At 66.1% G+C, this 17150-nt stretch carries 13 protein-coding genes and 1 pseudogene; 5 read left to right on the top strand and 9 right to left on the bottom strand.

The genetic code is table 11. The annotated features are described in order from the left end of the window. Both ACNJ7E_RS03065 and ACNJ7E_RS03060 read left to right on the top strand, forming a co-directional pair. The coding region (locus ACNJ7E_RS03065) for a phospholipase D-like domain-containing protein (protein WP_418339110.1) at positions 1-886 on the top strand (886 nt) is incomplete at its 5' end. A 357-nt stretch (positions 887-1243) separates the two neighbouring features. Further along, the gene (locus ACNJ7E_RS03060; protein ID WP_418339112.1) at positions 1244-1735 is read left to right on the top strand and encodes a helicase associated domain-containing protein; all 492 of its coding nucleotides are present in this window, start codon (positions 1244-1246) and stop codon (positions 1733-1735) included. Positions 1736-2616: 881 nt separating this feature from the next. Here the strand turns inward: ACNJ7E_RS03060 and ACNJ7E_RS03055 are convergent. After that, a complete protein-coding gene (locus ACNJ7E_RS03055) occupies positions 2617-3915 on the bottom strand; it encodes an AAA family ATPase (protein ID WP_418339109.1) in 1299 nt (432 codons plus the stop codon). A gap of 176 nt (positions 3916-4091) precedes the next feature. On the opposite strand from ACNJ7E_RS03055, the gene ACNJ7E_RS03050 reads away from it, so the two are divergent. Both ACNJ7E_RS03050 and ACNJ7E_RS03045 read left to right on the top strand, forming a co-directional pair. Then, the gene (locus ACNJ7E_RS03050; RefSeq protein ID WP_005563490.1) at positions 4092-4415 is read left to right on the top strand and encodes an IS3 family transposase; all 324 of its coding nucleotides are present in this window, start codon (positions 4092-4094) and stop codon (positions 4413-4415) included. A gap of 100 nt (positions 4416-4515) precedes the next feature. Continuing rightward, the gene (locus ACNJ7E_RS03045; RefSeq protein WP_418339108.1) at positions 4516-5328 is read left to right on the top strand and encodes an IS3 family transposase; all 813 of its coding nucleotides are present in this window, start codon (positions 4516-4518) and stop codon (positions 5326-5328) included. Between the two features lie 37 nt (positions 5329-5365). On the opposite strand, the pseudogene ACNJ7E_RS03040 reads toward ACNJ7E_RS03045, so the two are convergent. Beyond that, positions 5366-6301: pseudogene (locus tag ACNJ7E_RS03040) on the bottom strand (hypothetical protein); the annotation flags it as partial. An 833-nt stretch (positions 6302-7134) separates the two neighbouring features. Between ACNJ7E_RS03040 and ACNJ7E_RS03035 the strand changes: the two are divergent. Then, the gene (locus tag ACNJ7E_RS03035; protein ID WP_418339111.1) at positions 7135-7866 is read left to right on the top strand and encodes an exodeoxyribonuclease VII large subunit; all 732 of its coding nucleotides are present in this window, start codon (positions 7135-7137) and stop codon (positions 7864-7866) included. Positions 7867-8113: 247 nt separating this feature from the next. Here the strand turns inward: ACNJ7E_RS03035 and ACNJ7E_RS03030 are convergent, their stop codons facing one another. From ACNJ7E_RS03030 to ACNJ7E_RS03000, 7 genes are all read right to left on the bottom strand, one after another. Then, positions 8114-9106 (bottom strand): hypothetical protein, encoded by a 993-nt coding sequence (locus ACNJ7E_RS03030; RefSeq protein WP_418339107.1) that lies wholly within the window; start codon positions 9104-9106, stop codon positions 8114-8116. Further along, entirely contained in the window at positions 9103-9723 is a 621-nt protein-coding gene (locus tag ACNJ7E_RS03025) for a hypothetical protein (protein ID WP_418339106.1), read from the bottom strand. The genes ACNJ7E_RS03030 and ACNJ7E_RS03025 overlap by 4 nt, the downstream gene beginning before the upstream one ends. A gap of 904 nt (positions 9724-10627) precedes the next feature. Continuing rightward, the gene (locus tag ACNJ7E_RS03020; protein WP_418339105.1) at positions 10628-11185 is read right to left on the bottom strand and encodes a hypothetical protein; all 558 of its coding nucleotides are present in this window, start codon (positions 11183-11185) and stop codon (positions 10628-10630) included. Positions 11186-11247: 62 nt separating this feature from the next. Next, the gene (locus ACNJ7E_RS03015) at positions 11248-11400 is read right to left on the bottom strand and encodes a hypothetical protein (RefSeq protein WP_192582029.1); all 153 of its coding nucleotides are present in this window, start codon (positions 11398-11400) and stop codon (positions 11248-11250) included. A 348-nt stretch (positions 11401-11748) separates the two neighbouring features. Next, positions 11749-12558 carry an N-formylglutamate amidohydrolase gene (locus tag ACNJ7E_RS03010; protein WP_418339104.1) on the bottom strand — a complete coding sequence of 270 codons (810 nt, stop codon included), beginning with the start codon at positions 12556-12558 and terminating at the stop codon, positions 11749-11751. Between the two features lie 506 nt (positions 12559-13064). Beyond that, positions 13065-15056 carry a cutinase family protein gene (locus ACNJ7E_RS03005; RefSeq protein ID WP_418339103.1) on the bottom strand — a complete coding sequence of 664 codons (1992 nt, stop codon included), beginning with the start codon at positions 15054-15056 and terminating at the stop codon, positions 13065-13067. A gap of 711 nt (positions 15057-15767) precedes the next feature. Beyond that, entirely contained in the window at positions 15768-17027 is a 1260-nt protein-coding gene (locus tag ACNJ7E_RS03000) for an ISL3 family transposase (protein ID WP_418339027.1), read from the bottom strand. Positions 17028-17150 lie beyond the last annotated feature (123 nt).

The raw sequence follows: 17150 nt of genomic DNA, 5'->3' as shown, positions 1-17150 counted from the left end.
CGCGATCGCGTACCTCGGCCAGGACGCCCCCGACCTGCTGCCGCTGCGTGCCGGGGATGTCCTCGTCGTGAACGCCTCGCGGGCCGCGGTGCGCGCGCACGCCACCTCCCCGGCCGCGCTCGCGCACTACGTGGCCGCCGGGGTGCGGGTGCTGTCGTCACCGAACCTGCACGCAGGCGTGATCGCCACCGCCAGGTGGGCGGTCATCGGCTCCGCAGGCGCCTCCCACAGCTCCACCATCTCGGATGAGGCCATCGTCGTCACCGATGATCCTGAGGTCGTGGCCGCCGTCCGGGCCTTCATCGACGGTATCGACGAGATCACCGAGGTCGACCAGGTGTTCCTCGACAACGCCACCGCCATCTGGCAGATCGGCCGGGCCGTACCCCTGCCCGGAATCGGCGACCGCAACCGGCGTGCCGAACCCGACTTCCTCCCCACCCCGGTGACCCGGATGTTCCTGTGGCACATCACCCATTACCAACCCGGCCCCGCGGAAGAACACGAGCGCGCAGCCCAGACCAGCGCCCGCCGTACGTCTGCGGGTCCGGCGGCGAAGTATCAGCTCGAATGGTTCCGTATCGACGCCCCCGCCGGCCGCGGCCGTGGCCGGCTCCAGCGGGGTGACGTCCTGTTGCAGGTCACCGCCGACAACGAATGGCTCTACTCGCCGGCGGTCGTGGACTCCGACCCGATCGCGATCCCCCGCACCCGCACAGCGGTGGCGTACCACCTGCGTACGCGGGTCGACCTGGAGCCGATCGCGGTGCCCGACGCGGAAGTACGGCTCGCCGATGCCGGGCACCCGGGTCCCCGGCTGCGCACCGACCACCGCATCGTCTCCGCCAGCCTGCGGGCCGCGCTGCTCCGACTCTGGAACCTGTGACCCGATCCGCACGTTTCAGGCGTGACCCGTGACTACGACATGACCGCCCGACGGCGCACCGAGATCGCCGCGGGCACAACGCTGGAGTGATCAGGCCGACGCCAGAACAGGGAGGGCGCTTCCCTGCATCGGGGGCGGCCACCGATCCCGGCGGGCCGGTACGCGCGCGAGCGCGAGCGTGGAATGGTCCTGCACGCTGCCGATCAGCTGGTGGGTTCCACCAGTTCTCACGACCTGTGCACAGGTTGCCATCCGACACGCGTCGACTTCCGTGACAGATCGTCAAAGAGGTGGACATACTTTGACTCAATGACTACCGGGCAACACGTGGACGGCATACCTGAGGATGTGATCTCGATGCGAGCACGGCGGACGGCGGCCTCACCTCTGCAGCTCTACACCGAGTTTCGCCGCCATCACCCCGCACTCGTGATGCCCGCCGACTACGTCACCGAATGCGGCTTCCGACTGGGACGCTGGCAGGACCGCCAGCGGGTTGCCCGCATGCTCGGCACCTTGCCGCCGCAACGCATTACGCAACTCGATGCGATCGGCTTCGTGTGGACCGAGGACAGCGTGCCGCTCCCTGCCGTGCCGTCGGCCGACGGTAAGCGGCGACGGATGCTCACCGAAATCGCCGCCTACCGCGAAGAACACGGCGACGCACTCGTTCCCGCAAACTATGTCACCGCCGACGGTGAGCAGGTAGGCCAGTGGCTCTACCGGGCAGTGAAAAAGTGGCGAGCCAACGCACTGCCGGACGACGAGCGGCGCCCCCTCGCAGCCCTCGGGGTGTCCCCCGGGCCCCGCCCACGGGGACCACGGCTCTCAGCACACCCGATGCGATAGCCACCACCACCTGTCCCTCAGACAGACCGACACTCGCGCGCTCTGAGGCGCACAGGGGCAGATGTGCACATGCTCGGCACTCGGCGAGGTGAAGGACTGTCAGATTCCAGTCGATGTGGACGGATTCGACGTGGACGAAGTAGATCAAAGCTGTTCTGCTGCACTCCGGGACGGCCACTGGCCAACCCTGCTTCGGCCGCGTAGTTCCGGGACCTTCGGCCTCCAACCACAGACGTACTCGCCGAACCACACGCATCTGCTCCCGTGTGTCTACACGCATTGCGGCACGCCTGCCGCCACGCACAACTCCACGCACATTGATTCGCACAGCTTCACGCACGTCGACACGCAGCATTTCACGCACATCGACCCGCATAAATCGCGCGGTCAGGAACACGTGTGGTGACCGCACGGGTGGGAAGTACCCGGTCCCCGGCGCACCCGGTGCCGGGGACCGCCGGCCGGACGGGTCCGGACGGACCCCTCCAGCCGCCGGTTCCGTCAGTCCGCGCCGTACAGTTCGGCGGCGAAAGTGGACCGCTCCCCGTCGCTGTGCTTCGTCCCGGTCGACGCCCATCACGTCGGCCAGATGGTGCAGATCACCGAGGAAGTCCGGCGAAGACCGTGATGGCCTCCTCCCGAGCGGTGTTGCAGAGGCGGGCATGGGTGATCAGCCCGTCGCCTGCCCGCAGCGCGCGGACGCCGCCCCCGTGGACCGGAGAACCCCTTGTCGTCGTCGTCGGTGAAGTTCACCTCGGGTCCGCCCCGCGAATGCGGCCACCAGTGGGGCTGGCGAGTCGACGCCGGGCAGCCGTTCTGCGCGGAACTCGGGTCCTGATGTCATCGGACATTTTCTAATCCCCTTTCGTTGTGATGGGTTGCTACACAGCGGGGGTGCGGTGCAGCGCGGCCAACAGGGCGGCATGGGTGGCGTGCGCGGTCGAGGGTTCGGTGTGGGCGAGTACGGCGGCGCTCGCGTCATCGATGACGACGCTCATGTGGGCGCGGTGACGCGAAAGCATCACGCAGGCGCGGCCCGGATCGAGGCTGAACGGCTCGGCGGTGCGGTATCCGGCCAGCGGATGCAGCACCACCACAGCGGCCCGCTCGAGCCCTTGCAGTGAATTCGCGGTGCCGACCAGCACGTCCGGGTGATCGGACAGCAGGGCGCGGATCGCCGCCGCCTGGCTCACGTGGGGAACCACCACCGCGATATCGGCGGCGCTGATCGGTCGCTGGTCCTGGGCGGTGACCAGCACGGTGTCGAGCACTTCGCGCGCCCGCTGGGCGCACGCGGTCACCAGCGCCGGATCGGACGGGCCACCACGGACGGTGACCAGGCGGTGCGCCAGCTCCGGCACGACCCCGCCTGCGTCGGTCAGGTGCTCCGGTGGTCGGCGGGAGGTGAACGGCAGGTCGGGGTAGAACAACGGCCCGATCAGGGCGGTGGTGCCGGGTCCGAGCCGCCAGGTGTAGCGCAGCCGGACCACGCCCACCGCGTCGCCGTGTGCGGCCTGCAGCGCGATCGGTCCCGGCAGGTTCGGGGCGGTATCGCTGCCGTCCCATCGAGACACATCGCCGGTCACCACCGGATCGATCTGACCGGGATCGCCGACACAGACCACCTGCCGGGCCATGGCACCGAGTGCGCCCAGATCTGCGTAGGTGCACTGCCAGGATTCATCGACCAGAAGCACGTCCGCCGCCACCCGGTCGGGGTCCGAGAACAGCCATCGGGCGGTCGTGCCGATCAGGATCGCACCCACCTCACCGGGCCACCGCACCTTCTGCCCCGACACCGTGGGCGTCTGCCCGCTGTCGGGTTTCGGCGGTTTCGCTTTCCACATCAGAGCAGCGCGATCGGTGAGGGTGCCCAGGCGCCGCGCGATCTCCACTGCCTGCTGCCGGGTCTGGGCCGCGACACCGACACGCAGATCCGCGCGGTGCGCCAATGCTGCCGCGAGAAGGGCGACCAGTCGGGTCTTGCCCGCGCCGGGTGGCGACGGGACCACTACGGCGGGATCACCCGACCACACCGAGAACAGCACACGGGCGGTGATCGGGTCGGACATGATCTGCGATCCCGGCCACTGCGTGAGCGGCGGCGCGCTGGGCCTGGGTTCCGACGCGTTCGCCGGTGCCGGGTTGGGGATATCTGGGCGGGGGGCGAGGATGCGCATGACGGTGGCGACCTTTCACTAAAGGTGTTGTGATGCAGAATGTTTAGGGTTGCGGGTGCAGGCTGGCGGGGCTAGTCCTCTGCGCCTGCGATCAGCACGTCGAGGGGAACTGAGGTTCCCCCCGAAAAGTGGACACCGAGTTAGCGGGACTCCAGTCCCGCTGGAAGGATGTCCGTATGCCTCCTCGCAAGCGTCGGTCGTTCACGGCCGAGTACAAGGTCGAGGCCGCCCATCGTGTGATCGATTCCGGCCGTACCATCGCAGAAGTGGCCCGGGAGCTGGGCCTGAACGAGAGCCTGTTGGGTGAGTGGGTCAAAGTCGAGCGTCGCAGGATCGCCGCCGCCGAGGTCCATGGAGAAAAACCTCTGGACACGGCCGAACGCGCCGAGTTGCTGCGACTGCGACGGCAGGTCGGCGAGCTCGAGAAAGACAACGCTTTCCTGGTAAAAGCCTCGGCGTACTTTGCTGCGATGCAGAAGAATCGACCCGGTTCGATCTGATGGTGAAGTACGCCGGCCTCGACGGCATTGCGGAGACCGCCGGTACCGCCGCACCGGAAGGTGAGCGCTTTTCGATCACGCGGATGCGCGACTGCTGACAGTGTCCACATCTGGCTACTACCAGTACATCAAACGTAGAGCTACCAGGGTGCTGACGCCGAGGCAGCAGCGTCGCGCCGACCTCGAAGTCAAGATCGTCGAGATCCACAAGGATTCGAAGGGAACCTACGGGTCTCCGCGGGTCACGGCCGAGTTGCGTGCTCACGGCGAGGTGGTGAACAAGAAGACGGTGGCCAAGATCATGGCCTCGATAGGTATGGAGGGCATCAGTCCGCGCACGTTCAAGGTCAAGACGACGGTGGTCGATCCGCAGGCGTCGTTCCCGCCGGATCTGATCGAGCGGCACTTCGACCAGGGCCGACTCGATGCCGTCTGGCTCACCGACGTCACCTATCTCACCTCCGGTGAAGGTGACATGTTCTTGTGTGCAATCCGGGACGGCCATTCGCGGAAAGTGTTGGGATACAGCATTGCTGATCACATCGGTGCCGAGATGGTCACGACAGCCATCGACCGCGCCGTGGCTGCGCGCGGTGGGTGGTGTCGTCAGACGATCCTGCACTCGGACCGGGGTGGGGAATACACGGCTCACCTGACCGCGGCCGCCTGTTTCCGGCACGGGTTGCGTCGGTCGATGGGTGCGACCGGGATCTGCTGGGACAACAGTCCTTCCGAATCGTTCTGGTCGACCTTCAAGCACGAGGAATACTATCGGCACGTCTTTGCGACGAATTCTGATCTCGTTGCCGCAGTTGACAGCGGGATCTTCTACAACACTGTCCGACGACACTCGGCAGTGGGAATGCAAAGCCCCGACAGCTACGAGAAGTCACTTCGGGCGGCAGTCGCCTGAAGCAGGTAACCCCCTTGTCCACCGTTCGGGGGGAACCTCAAACCTCACGCCGCGTAGCGACCGGTGTGTGGCCGGTGGAGAGCCAGGAACGGCGGGCACGGTAGAGCCGCCAGTATCGGCCCCGACCCGCGCGCATCGTCTGCGGGGACGGCGGCTGCGGCATCAAACACACCCTTGCTCCGGGTGCGGGGGCGTGTGCGCCGACCGGGCCGAGATGCAGGACCAGCTTTCCCTCTACGACGTGTGCCGAGGTGACCTCGGCGCAGAACCGTTCGAAGGGTGTGTCCGCTGGGGTGCCTATCCAGCCAGTGACCTCGGATCCGACGCGCAACCGTGAATCGAGCCGCTCGCAGGTCACCGACAGCGATACGCCCCGCCGACGCGTGCCGGTCGGCGGCGGGGTCACCGAGGCCACCCCGACCGCCACGTGCCCGGTGTGGACTGCGCGTTGCCGCCAGAGCGGATCGTCGAGCAGGGCGGCAGCTTTCAGGTCGGCGGCATCGCATCGGGTGCGCAGTCCCATGGCGGCGCTGGCGGTGGTGTCCGGACGCGACCAATCGTGCCCGGCTGTCGCTGCCGACAGCGCGCGGTCCCAGCAATAGCGGTCGTCCTCGTGGATCGGCGCCAGTAGGGGCAGCAGCGGTCCGCCGCCGATCGTCGCGGCCCACTCGTGCAAGCCGATGACGCTGTCATCGGAGATGCGCAGCCACTGCCGCCAGGTGGTCGCCGACCGTTCGGCCTCCGGGGTGGTGCCGAGGACGTACCGCGCCGACGACGCGGCCACCAGATTCACCACCGCCGAGGTGCCGGGATGATCGGCCCGATCCGCCCACCACGCCACCATGGCCGCCGCGCCGGCCACCTGCGGGTCCGGGTGGTGTGCGTGCGCCCGCGCCAGCGTCAGCAGGACAGCCACGGTGCCGGTGTCGTCGGTGAGCAACGGCGGCGGGTCGCAGCGCCCCACAAGGGTGCCGGCGAATCACCTGATGACCCCTGACGGGGGCGATACCACCTGCCGCCCAGGGACCGGTCCGCTCGGCCCGTCCGCCCGCGTCGCAGATCCGCGTGTTCGTGCGGTGTCGGGACCATGTGCCAGGCTGTCGTGCGCTGCCCCGACCACACACGGCAGGGGCGGCAAGTAGGACACATACGGGGAGGAAGGGTTCATCGGGGTGGATACAGCAATGGCGCAATGGGCGGAACGTCGCGGACGTCATCTGACCGTCGCAGAAACCAGCAAGTACGTCCAGACTCACCTCGATCAGAGCGTGGACATGCAGATCGTCATCCCCGGAGGGTGCCGCGAGCTCAGACGACTCTCCGGTGGCAACTGGCAGATGGACCTTGCCTCCCCACACGGCCGCGCCGTCGATTACATACCCGTGTACTTCAGCAACGATGTCGCCGCAGCAGTAAGCGGATTCCTCAAACACCGTGTCGGACGCCGTTTCGGCGACCACATCACCAACCGTGCCGGAATCACCGTCGCAGGAAACTTGACCGTCAGCCCCTACACCCGCGCGCTGCAACTGCGCGCCAACCAGGTCTACCCCGAACGCACAGACCTGGGGCCCGTGACGTGTGCCGAGAACGCACATCGAGACAGGCTCGCGACCCTCGGCTTCACCACATCCTTGTTCACTAAAGGCAATCCCACCAGCGTGCAGTGGCCGGAGAAGCTCCGCAACATCACCGTCATCTCCTCCAAGGGCTCCAAAGCCGTCACCGACATCAAGGCGATGCTCGACAAGGTACGAGTCGGTGTCCCAACCCTCGACCCGGTCGTGGTGTCGATGAACCGCCACCATCGAACCAAGCCGCACCGACCTCGTCGTCATCACCCGCGGCGGTGGCCACTGGACGGACCTTTGGTCCTTCCACGACGCCGACCTCGCACACGCCATCCGCCACTGCCGCGTTCCTGTGATGGTCGCCCTCGGACATGCCGCGGACGAGCCCACCAACGCCGACTACGCCGCCGCCGGATCGTTCACCACACCGTCGGCCTTCGGCACACAACTCGCCGGGCATCTGTACAAAACCACTGCTGCACAGAAAAAGATCACGCCCACGCCCACCCAACTGCACGCAGCGAAGAAGCAGCCCACCGGCGAACATGAGGACTACCGCGCACGGTACGACCAGCTCGTCCAGTGGCACACCGCAACCACCCACAACACCCGCTACTGGCGGGACGCGTACGTCGATGAGCTCCGCACCGGCAGCGCGGCACGAGTCAAACTCCACTGCGTCCTGGCAGCCATCGCGACACTGCTGCTCGGCACCGGAATTGTGACGGCGGCCGCGTTGCTGTCACCGACCCCCACCCTACCCATCGCCACCGGCGCCGCGACCCTGCTCCTCGCCGCCCTGTGCTGGCACAACAGAACCCCCACGACCACCCCACCACGATCGATGCGATTCCGTCGGCCACCGGAGACCACACACGACTGGATCCGTGCCGCCCGCAAAGCCCGCACACCCCACCGATACCGCACCCTCTGGACGCAGATCCCGCCGGAACTCACGCAGCCCTGACTCCAAATCAACAACCGGTTGGGTGTCGATGGCGAACGCGTCCCCGAGCGGGGCGATGGCGGCGGAGTTGAAGCTTGTCGACCGAAAGAACTGTCGCTGCGGACCGTCCTGCGGGTCGCCGAGTACGCGGATACCGTTGCTGTTGAACGAGTTCGGTGGGTACGGCGATCCCGCACCCCTGGATCCGGTGTAGCGCGGTGCCCGCGCGGACAACCCTGGTCTGCGGGGCCGGCCGTTGCAGCGTTCACTACTCATCCGTCAGTCCATGCCCATCGGCTCGGCCGCCACCGTCAGCCCCACCTCGGCCTCCGTCAACGCGTGCGCGATCAGCCGTTCCACCGTTCCGGCTTTCCGGCTTTCCAGGTCGAGCCGTACGCAGTTCCCTGTAGGCAACCGTCCGGGCGGTGATTGTCTCACTCAGGTCGGTGACCGCCGTGGCTGGCGTCGTCGGGGCATTTGCCTGCGCGGTGATGAGACGCTCAATTCGCTCTGCGGTTTGTTCAGCTCGTTCGGCACGCTCGGTGCCCTGTTGTGCGGTGGCATCCGCGGCGGCTAGTTCGGCCGACAGCTGCGTTACTGCGTAGGCCGCGTCCCGCAACGCCTGAACTGCGGCGGCGATTTGGGCGCAGGACAGCACGTAGGTCTGGTCGCCCTCGGGCGCAAGCGTGCCGCTACCGGTTTCGGCCGCCGCGGTGATGGCGTCATGCAGTTGAGTGGCTGCGAGAACCCGGGAGCCGATGTCCCAGATAACCGCCCACAGGTCCAGGTCGGTGAATAGCCCTTCGCGCCACGCGCGGGACTCTTTGATCGCTTCGATGGTCAGGACAGCGTCACTCATGAGTTCGCGCACCGGGTCGGGCGCCGCGGCCAATTGGTTGCCGGTGATCTCGTTGGGCTTTCGCCTGTTCTTCACTGCACCGATCGCTGTCATGCCGCCCACTGCGGCACCCCCCAGGAGAAACGTCGATGTGCTCGCACCGGCCAGGGTCCAGAGGGCGTCGGAGTGGTGGGTGAGGAAGCTCGCCTCGACGCCTGCGGCGGCTGCCAACACAACAGCTAACCCGGCGAACAACAGCGGGATCACCGTCAGAAGGGTTCCGCCGATCGAGAGGACGAGAATGCCGAGCAAAACGCTCAGTAATCCGTCTTCCGCTGGGCGGGCCGGCGGCGGCTCTGATTCTTTCAGGACGACAGTGGACCAGTCCAGGGAGGTCGCCGCGATGCTGTCGTCGTGGTTCATCCTCGTCCGCCTCCGTGTCCTCGGTGCGTGACCATGCGGTCAGATATTCGCAGTCGGTTCTCTTCTCGGTCTAGCCGCCATTTCTGGGTGCCCGCCGCACCCGCAGCTATCACCATGACGGCAGCCGTGCACACCAGCGCAACGGTCACGCCGAGGTCGTCCTGCACTGGCTCAGGCGAGTCCCCAATACTCGGGCTGGTCACCAGCAGCACGCCGAACTGGGCAATGAGTCCACCCAAGAGCCACACCAGTCCAACCAACAGCGGCGGCATCCAGTGGCGGCGGTCAGGGCGGGAGGATGCGGCCCGCAGTTCGTTGTCCAACGACCATGCGCGGCGTTTTGTGTACACGCTCGCGGCCGAGAAGGCTACGCCGACCAACACAGTTGCCGCGAAGAAGGTGAGGATGGTTGTGGCCGACAGCCGCGCGCCAAGCAGCCCTGCTAAACCGGCGTAGAGGAACAGCAGGCCGTAGAGGGCGACGAGTGACATGGCTGCGACCATCGACTGGATTTTGGATCGGTCCCCGTCACTCCAGTTTCGCACGACCCCCAGCAGCGGATACAGTGCCCCGCTCAGAAACGCCACCCCCACAGCGAGCATTGCAACGAACAGCATTCTTGTCTCCTCCTTACCAAGACCGGGTGTGAGTTGCTCGGTGGGCAATGTAGCGCGGGGTACCCACATTTCTAGGTCATGTCGACTTCTTGTGCAGGCCAACGGGGTCGAGACTCCCGTCGGCGACGGTTGCTACAATGCGCTGCAGCTGCTCACCCATGCTGCGGCTGCCATTCAACGGAGTGCGGGCGTGCGGACATATGCCGGTGACGATCCGGGTGTCGTCTTGCTCCGCCCGCACGACGATATCCAGGGCAGCGAGAAGTCCTCCGTCATACGCCTGGGCGAAGGCGTTGCGGCGGTGACGGAGTCCGGGCTGCCGAGGCGCCTCTCGTACGGGGCGACGACGGTGTGGGGGTCGAGAAGCCGTGCAGCCCGAAGAGTATTCGGATGCTCTCGAGGGGTGCGAGTTGGCGGGCATCGTCGTGGCAAAGCCTTTGGCAGAAGCCGGTATAGAGAGCTCCAGAGGGGTCGGGCACTGTACGTTTGCGTCCACCGCACGACCCGGTAGCCGGAGGCGGGGCCTCCGCGCCGTCGGTGACGGGGACCGCTGTGACAGCCGTGTCGTAGGCGACGTGGTCTGCAAGGGTCCATGTCAGCCATTTCCACCCAGGGCGTCGGTGCAGGCCTGTGATCCCGCCGTAGTGGGCTTGCGAGGGAATTACGTGTGCCACAGCAGCACATCGGTATTCGGCAGGCGCATTTCAAAACCGTCATGACGGCCGATCATCCCTGGTGGCCCAGGTAGTGAATCGTGGCATCGTCGCAGTAAGCCCACTGCATCTGTCGCGCGGTGCGTGCGGCCGCCGACTACGGATTCACGCATCCGGGACCCCGAAGTTCCACCAGTGGTTCAGGTTGCAGGTTTGGTGAGTGTGCTCGCGAATCAAGTGATTGCGTGGAGTCATTTCTGTTGGTATCGCCGGGCCGCGTCGACTCCGGCGTCGTAGTCTTCGACGTAGTGGTCGGTGGTGCGCATGTATTTCGAACCGATTGCTTCGGGGTTATATGCCATGAAGACGACATCTGGCCGTCCGTTGTTGTATCTCTGGTACGTGCTGTAGTCCCAGCCGTCGGGTGCGTAGGTGTCGTTCCACGCGAGGCGTGCAACTGGGACGAAGCCCGATTGCGCGTAGATCTTGGGAAGCACTGTGTCGAAGCAGTCCAGGCGGCGACCGCCGATTTCGGTTGCCTGAGAGAGCAGCGCGTACGCCGCCCTCGGGTGTTCGCAATCGTTGTGCGCGAAGACCGAGACAACCTCATCGCCGTTGACCGCGACGCCGGCCTTTCCGTCGTCGGTGACGAGCATCCGCATACCGCGGTACTCGTGAGCGTCGTAGACGTAGACAGAGGCCGCGTAGGGATTGTTGTCTCGGAGGGCGAGCATCTGGTCTCGATACAGATCTGCATCACGTGGGTCGAGTTCAAACAGCGTGGGTGTGCTAACTCCCTGTGCGGCCAACCGCTCATGTGTGTGCGATGACAGGGTGTGTTCGGCGACCGGAGTGATCTCGCGACCGGCGATCAGAATCCGAGCGCTTCGGCCTCCGCGATCTCCGGGTCGGTCCAGTACTGCTCTATCTCCCGGCGCTCGTTGTCCGGCAGATCCGGGCGCCACCCGTGGAGGCGCCAGAACGCTTCCCGTTGCTGCTGGGTCAGTGTCGGTTCGTTGCTCATCGTGATTGTCCTTAGTTGTTGGATTCTGCTGACCATAGTGCATCGTCTGTATCTGTTGTGCGCGTAAGGCTTCAGCGGCGGCCAGTCGTTGTTTGAGCAGATTGCGGGAAGTGTCGTTGTCCTCGTGTGCGATTGCGTCGCGAAGTTCGTTCTGACCGGCGGGGGTGGAGTCGTACAGTGCGGCATGTTCTGCGACGGCTGCTTCGGCACGGCGGACGCGGTGTTTGAGGGTGTTGTTGTCGGGATCGTCAGCGAGTGCGTGGAGTGCGTCATTGAGTTTGGTGTGGGCGTGGGTGAGTCGGATGCGCATGTGTTTGGAGCAGCGGGGTCCGGGTTTGGGTTTGCACATCAGTCGGCGGCCGCTTTCGGTGTGCAGTGGGCGACGAGGGTTGCGAGCATGCCGGCGAGTGTGTCGACCTTGTTCGGGTTCGCGGCGCTCGGCGTTGTGAGGTACTGGTCGCGGCGGAGTTCGATCATCACGGCGCTCACCCGCGGGTCCTGCTGGTAGCGGTTGAGGGGGACGTAGCAGCCGCCGTAGGGGGTGTTGGTGGCGATGTCGCCGATCGGGGCGAAGGCGTCGCGTGCCTGCTCGCGGAGTCTGTTCGGGGTGTGGAAGTCGTCGGTGCCGAGGCAGAGGGCGGGGCGGGGTTTGTTGGGGTCCTCGAATCTGGAGGGGTGGTGCGGGTAGGAGTGGAGGTCGATGATGACGGCTGTGCCGGTGGTGGCGATCCGGTCGTCGACCAGGTCGGTGAGTGCGGTGGCGTAGGGGTGGTAGTAGGTGTCCATCAGGTGTTGCGTGTCCGGGGCGGGTTCGGGCCGGAGGAGGGCACGGTTGCAGGTGCGGGTGTATACCGCTCCTCTGCCGACGGCGTTCATGGGTTCGTAGTCGCCGGGGAATCGTTCGGGGTCGATGACGAGGCGTGAGAATTGGTTGATGGCCAGCCAGGGTTGTGGGAGACCGGCGGCGAGGAGTTCCGTGGTTCGAAGTGCGATGTGATCTGTTGCTGTGTCGGTGGATTCGTCCAGCTCTCGTTGCAACTGGTCGTCGGTCAGGAGGATGCCGGCACGGACGTTCTCGGGGATGGAGCGGGAGGCGTGCGGGACGTGCAAGATGACCGGCGAGTCCGCGTGGCCGGCCTGGATCCGGTAGGGGGTCATGGTGGTTTCCTTGTTGAGTTCAGTATCGTCGCGCGTTGCGCGGGGTGGACCGTGTCTTCTGATGCGCGGCTGGGCCTATTGATCGGTGAGTCTTCCTGCTCGGTGCCTGCATCGGATCCCCTTCTTCGCGTGCGTGTGTGTGCGTGTCAAGGTGTGCGGTTGTGGGGTGCGGTCGCCGTGTCAGCGAGCTGGTGGTATGTCTCGGCCGGTGATTGCCCCGTTGGCTTTGAGTGCCTGGTTGCGTAGTCGGCGGCGATCGATGGCTCCGAGAGTGAGGGCGGGCGGACGATGCCCGACGTGGTACTGGCTGGGATTGTGGGGGCAGGGGAACACCGAGAGTCCTTTCGATCCGTGGTGGCGTCTGCGGACGCTCTTGGCGTCGGTTCGGGCGAGGTAGCCGCGGAGTTTGCAGCGCCTGCACCAGATCCACCGGGCAGCGGGATTGTGTGATCGTGGTGGGGCCATGATGTTCGCCTCTCTCGTGCAGGATCATTTCGGAAGGCGGGTTACGCGGCCCGGCTGATCTGAAGGTTGAGCCAATCGGTGAGCCATTGGATGGCGGTGCGTCCGGCGTTATCGACGACGAGGTGGTTGTAGTCGGTGTGGGCGCCGGAGGCGAAGAATGATGCGGCGTTCAACCCCTCGGAAACCAGGGCGGCGAGGTCATCGGCACCTTGGGAGGTGGCCATGGTGGTCAGCGATCCGGTCAGCCCGTTCAGGTCGAGGCTCTGTGCTTGGTCGGGGACCGAGGGCGGAGCGGTGTGGGCTTGTCTGCCGAGGAGGGCCGGGTCGGTCTTGGTGGCCTTGCCTGAGAGCATGTTCACCGCGACCGAGGCGAGGTCGAGACCCACGGGTAGCAGTCCGGTCATGGCGGCTCCGGCGCCGAGTGGGTCGGGCGCCTGTCCGGGTGGTGGGAGGAGTCTCTCCACCGCGGCCCAGGCGATTTCCTGAATCTGACCGATCAGGTTGGCGAGCCGGATGACATCGACATTGGCAAGGATCGAGGTCACCAGTGCGGCGATCTGGGTGAACCCGGATGGGTCCGGGATGACCGCGAGGATCTGTGAGACCCATCGGAGGTCGACGCCGGCGGCGAGGGTGACCAACGGCGCGAACTGGTTGTTCAACTCCCCCGCGATCTGGTGCGCCCCGTGTGCGTCGAGCGCGGCGACCTTCTGCGGGAGGACGGTTAGGTTCTGCAGGATTCCGGGGAGGTCGAGTGCGGTCAAGCCTGTCACCACGTTGAGTACTTGGCCGACGACGATGCTCGGTTTGAGGACCGCCAGCACGCTCGATGCGGTCGTGAGTGTGTCGGCGGGTGTGGCAGCCAGCGGCGCAACCTGTGCGCTCAGTGTTCCTGCTGGTATGGACAGCGCGGTCGCTTCCGGCGACGTGGCCGGCACGGTGGCGGTGCCGGACTGGACCAACGTCGAGGCGGTGTCGGCGAGCTTGGTCGCGGTGGTCACCGCATTCGACAGGTCGGCCTGGGACGCGGCGGCCAGGAACTGTCCGGCGGCGTGTTCAGCGGTTCCCGGTGCCGCGGTGGTCAGGTCGGTGGTCGCGGCGGAGTTCGCTGCGCCGGAGGCGATCAGATCCGCGATCGGGGTGAGGCTGTGCATCAGCGATGTCGCGGAGTTTGCCACCTGGCCGACGTCGATGGTGTCCGCGGTGCTCTGCTGCGTCAGCGTGGTGGCGTGTGGTCCGAGTGCCGGCAGATCGGCTTGGGAGAAGTCGGAGGTCAATGCGTCAGCGAGACCGGTGCTTCCGTCGGGGGTGGGCGCCCCGGGTTCGGTGCTGGGAGCCTTGCTGAGGATGGAGCCGAGCGACCCGAGGAGCGGGCTCGCTCCCTTCTGGATCGAGCAGTACAGGTCCTTGCCGGTGTAGCAGATGGAGGCGACGCGCCCGGAGAGTTGGCCCATTCCCTGCGGGCGGGGGTCGGCGATGCCGGTTCCTGCGGCGCGGGGGCCGACGACGGCTTCACCTTCGGTGCCCGAGCCGGGGTCCGCCAGCAGGCCGACCGCGAGTACCCGGTCGGGTGGGATGGGGCCCTTGCCGTTGCCGATGTCGGAGGCGAGATCGCCGGCCGCGTCGGCACCCTGGGAGTATCCGGTGATCGTGAATTTCGTTCGCGGGCACTTGCTCGCAACGTCGGTCAGCACACTGGCCGCTTTCGTTCGTGCGTCCGACTTGCTGACGGCGTATGTCTTTCCGTTGTCGAATGCGCGGGCCATATACGGCAGGGTGTAGACCTCCGCGCGGTCGTCGTGGGTGGCTGTGATGGCGTCGGCGATCGGTTTCAGGATGCCGACCGGAACGGCGGGGTCGGCCTGCTCGGTGGTTTCCCAGGTTCCGGGGATGAAGAGGTTGAACGTCGATGCACATCTGGCTGAGTCCGCGTGCGCCACCGCCGGGACGGTCACCGTTGCGGTTGCGCTGGCGACCGTCGCGGTGACCAGTGCGGCGAGCGCGCGGCGGGCGGTCGGACGTGTGGCGGGCATTGGCACCTCATCTACCGGGCGGACTAGGGTAATTCATCACCGTTCGGTGAGCGCAACAGCGGCTCTAGCCGGTTGCGCTCGCGTCGAGGTGAGCGCCCACTGTGGCCGGTTTGTCCGGTGAGATCAACGTGATCTGTGGATAACTGCAAGACTTAGGAACGTCTTCGTCGTGGTGGTCATCGGTGTGCCGAACACATCCCCTTCCTGCGCCTTCCGGTTCGTGAAAGTCCATGAGTGTGGCCCTGGACCATTGCGCGGCAACGATCGTGTGCCGGTGTCGAGTTGTCTGGCTTCGTCACTGCCGTTGCAATGCCTAGATTGCGTGAGGGACTGATGCCCGCGGCACTCTCAATAGGCATTGCGCAACGGTTGCCGGAGGCACGGGGGCGGTGCGCAAGCCGCGTGCAAATCTGCGGGGTGCCGCCGGCTGGGTCCGTGGAGCGCCGCACCGTGGGATCAGCAGTGCGCACTGGCCATGCGGTTGCGCAAGCTGATCAGGGACCCGTTGCGTTGCCGGGAAACCGGGGAGCTGACGAGGTCAGCTTGCCGGTCGAAGGCAGGCTGCGGTGGGATCGCGAATCCTGCATCGACTGCGGCTGCGACGGCCTTGTTGTATCGACGGAGCGCGGTGCTCGGGGCTTTTGCCTCGGTGGCATCGGCGAGCTGACCCAGGTCGTGGCCGGTTCGGTGATCTTAATTCGGGCTCTCTTGTCATGAATGTGGATGGGTTGCCGTGTGATACGGGAGGGTGAGGGTGACGGGTCCGCAGGCGAGCAGGATCAACGCGAGAGCATTCTCGGCGGTGTGGAATCCGTAGGCCCGGCGGATAATCAGCCTCACCTTGTTATTCAGTCCCTCATGGCGTCCGTTCGCGAGGCCTCGTTCGACCGCGGCGGTGATGCCGTCGAGGTGCTTTCGGATGGTGCGTCCGAGTTTGACGAACTGCGGGATCCGGCAGCGCTGCGCCCAGGCACACCATCGGGCGAGCATCTCGAGCACCACCTCGTCGTCGAGATCGCCGGCGAAGACCGCGCGCAACGCCTCCTTGAGTTCGTAGGCCCGGACCAGTGCGCCGCCCTGCCGTTTGAGCGCTTTCAGTGTCGAAGCCTGCTTGGCGGACAGGCTTTCGGGATTCTTCAAAAGCGCCCACCGCGCACCTCGATAGGTCTTGGCGATCTGCTTGTCCGAGAGACTGCGGGCGTGCTGCCACACCTGGCGACGCACGTCGTCGAGGGCGTCGGTGGCGAGTTTGACGACATGGAACGGGTCGAAACAGATCGTCGCCTGCGGGGCATGCTCACGCACCGCCTTGACGTAGGCCGGTCCGAGGTCCATCGACACCGCCTCGATCCGCTCCGCGGCCCCCGCGGGCAGGGTGTCGGTGAAGAAGGTGCCGAGCGCGGCGGCGTGCTTGCCCTCGGTGCCCCAAACGATCTTGCCGGTCTCGTGGTCGGACACCAGCGTCAGATACTTGTGGTGGCGGCGCCACGAAATCTCGTCCACCCCGATCTCGACCAGATTCGTGAATCGGTCGGGGTCGAGTTTGTCGGCGACGACCCGGCCGCAGATCGCGCCGACGGTGCGCCAGGTGACCCGGCAGAACACCGACACGGTGGACTTGTCGGTCTTGGTGGCCAGCCACACCGCCAGGTCCTCGAAGTCGCGAGTGAACCCGGATCCGGGTCGGGCGAAGTCCACCGCCTCGACCAGCACCCCGTGCTCGGGGCATCGCAGTCGCCGGCGGCGCATCGTGAGCACACAGACGCGTCCACCCAGGTCGAGGTGCCGCCACGATGAGTCCACCTCGCGGGTGTCGTAGCGATGAAGGGTTGAATAGTCGCAGTGCGGGCACCGCATCCGGCGGCGGTGGGGGCGCACCGCCACCCGCACCCGATCGTCGGCGATCTCGACGTCGCGGACGGTGGCCTGCGGTAGGCACAGCAGCCTGTTGAGTAGGGTTGAAGCGCGCACGGGTCATCTCCGATGGTGACGGATGTGTAGGAGCTTTCGACCCTACGGGCGGCCCGTGCGCCCACCCCCACACCACCTGCCCTTATCACATGCAGGGCCATCCACATTCATGGCAGAAGAGCC

The organism is Rhodococcus mengyinensis (assembly GCF_048381435.1).
Lineage (GTDB): Bacteria > Actinomycetota > Actinomycetes > Mycobacteriales > Mycobacteriaceae > Rhodococcus_F > Rhodococcus_F opacus_D.
Note: the sequence above shows the minus strand (reverse complement) of the source record. Positions and strands in the feature narration are given on the sequence as shown.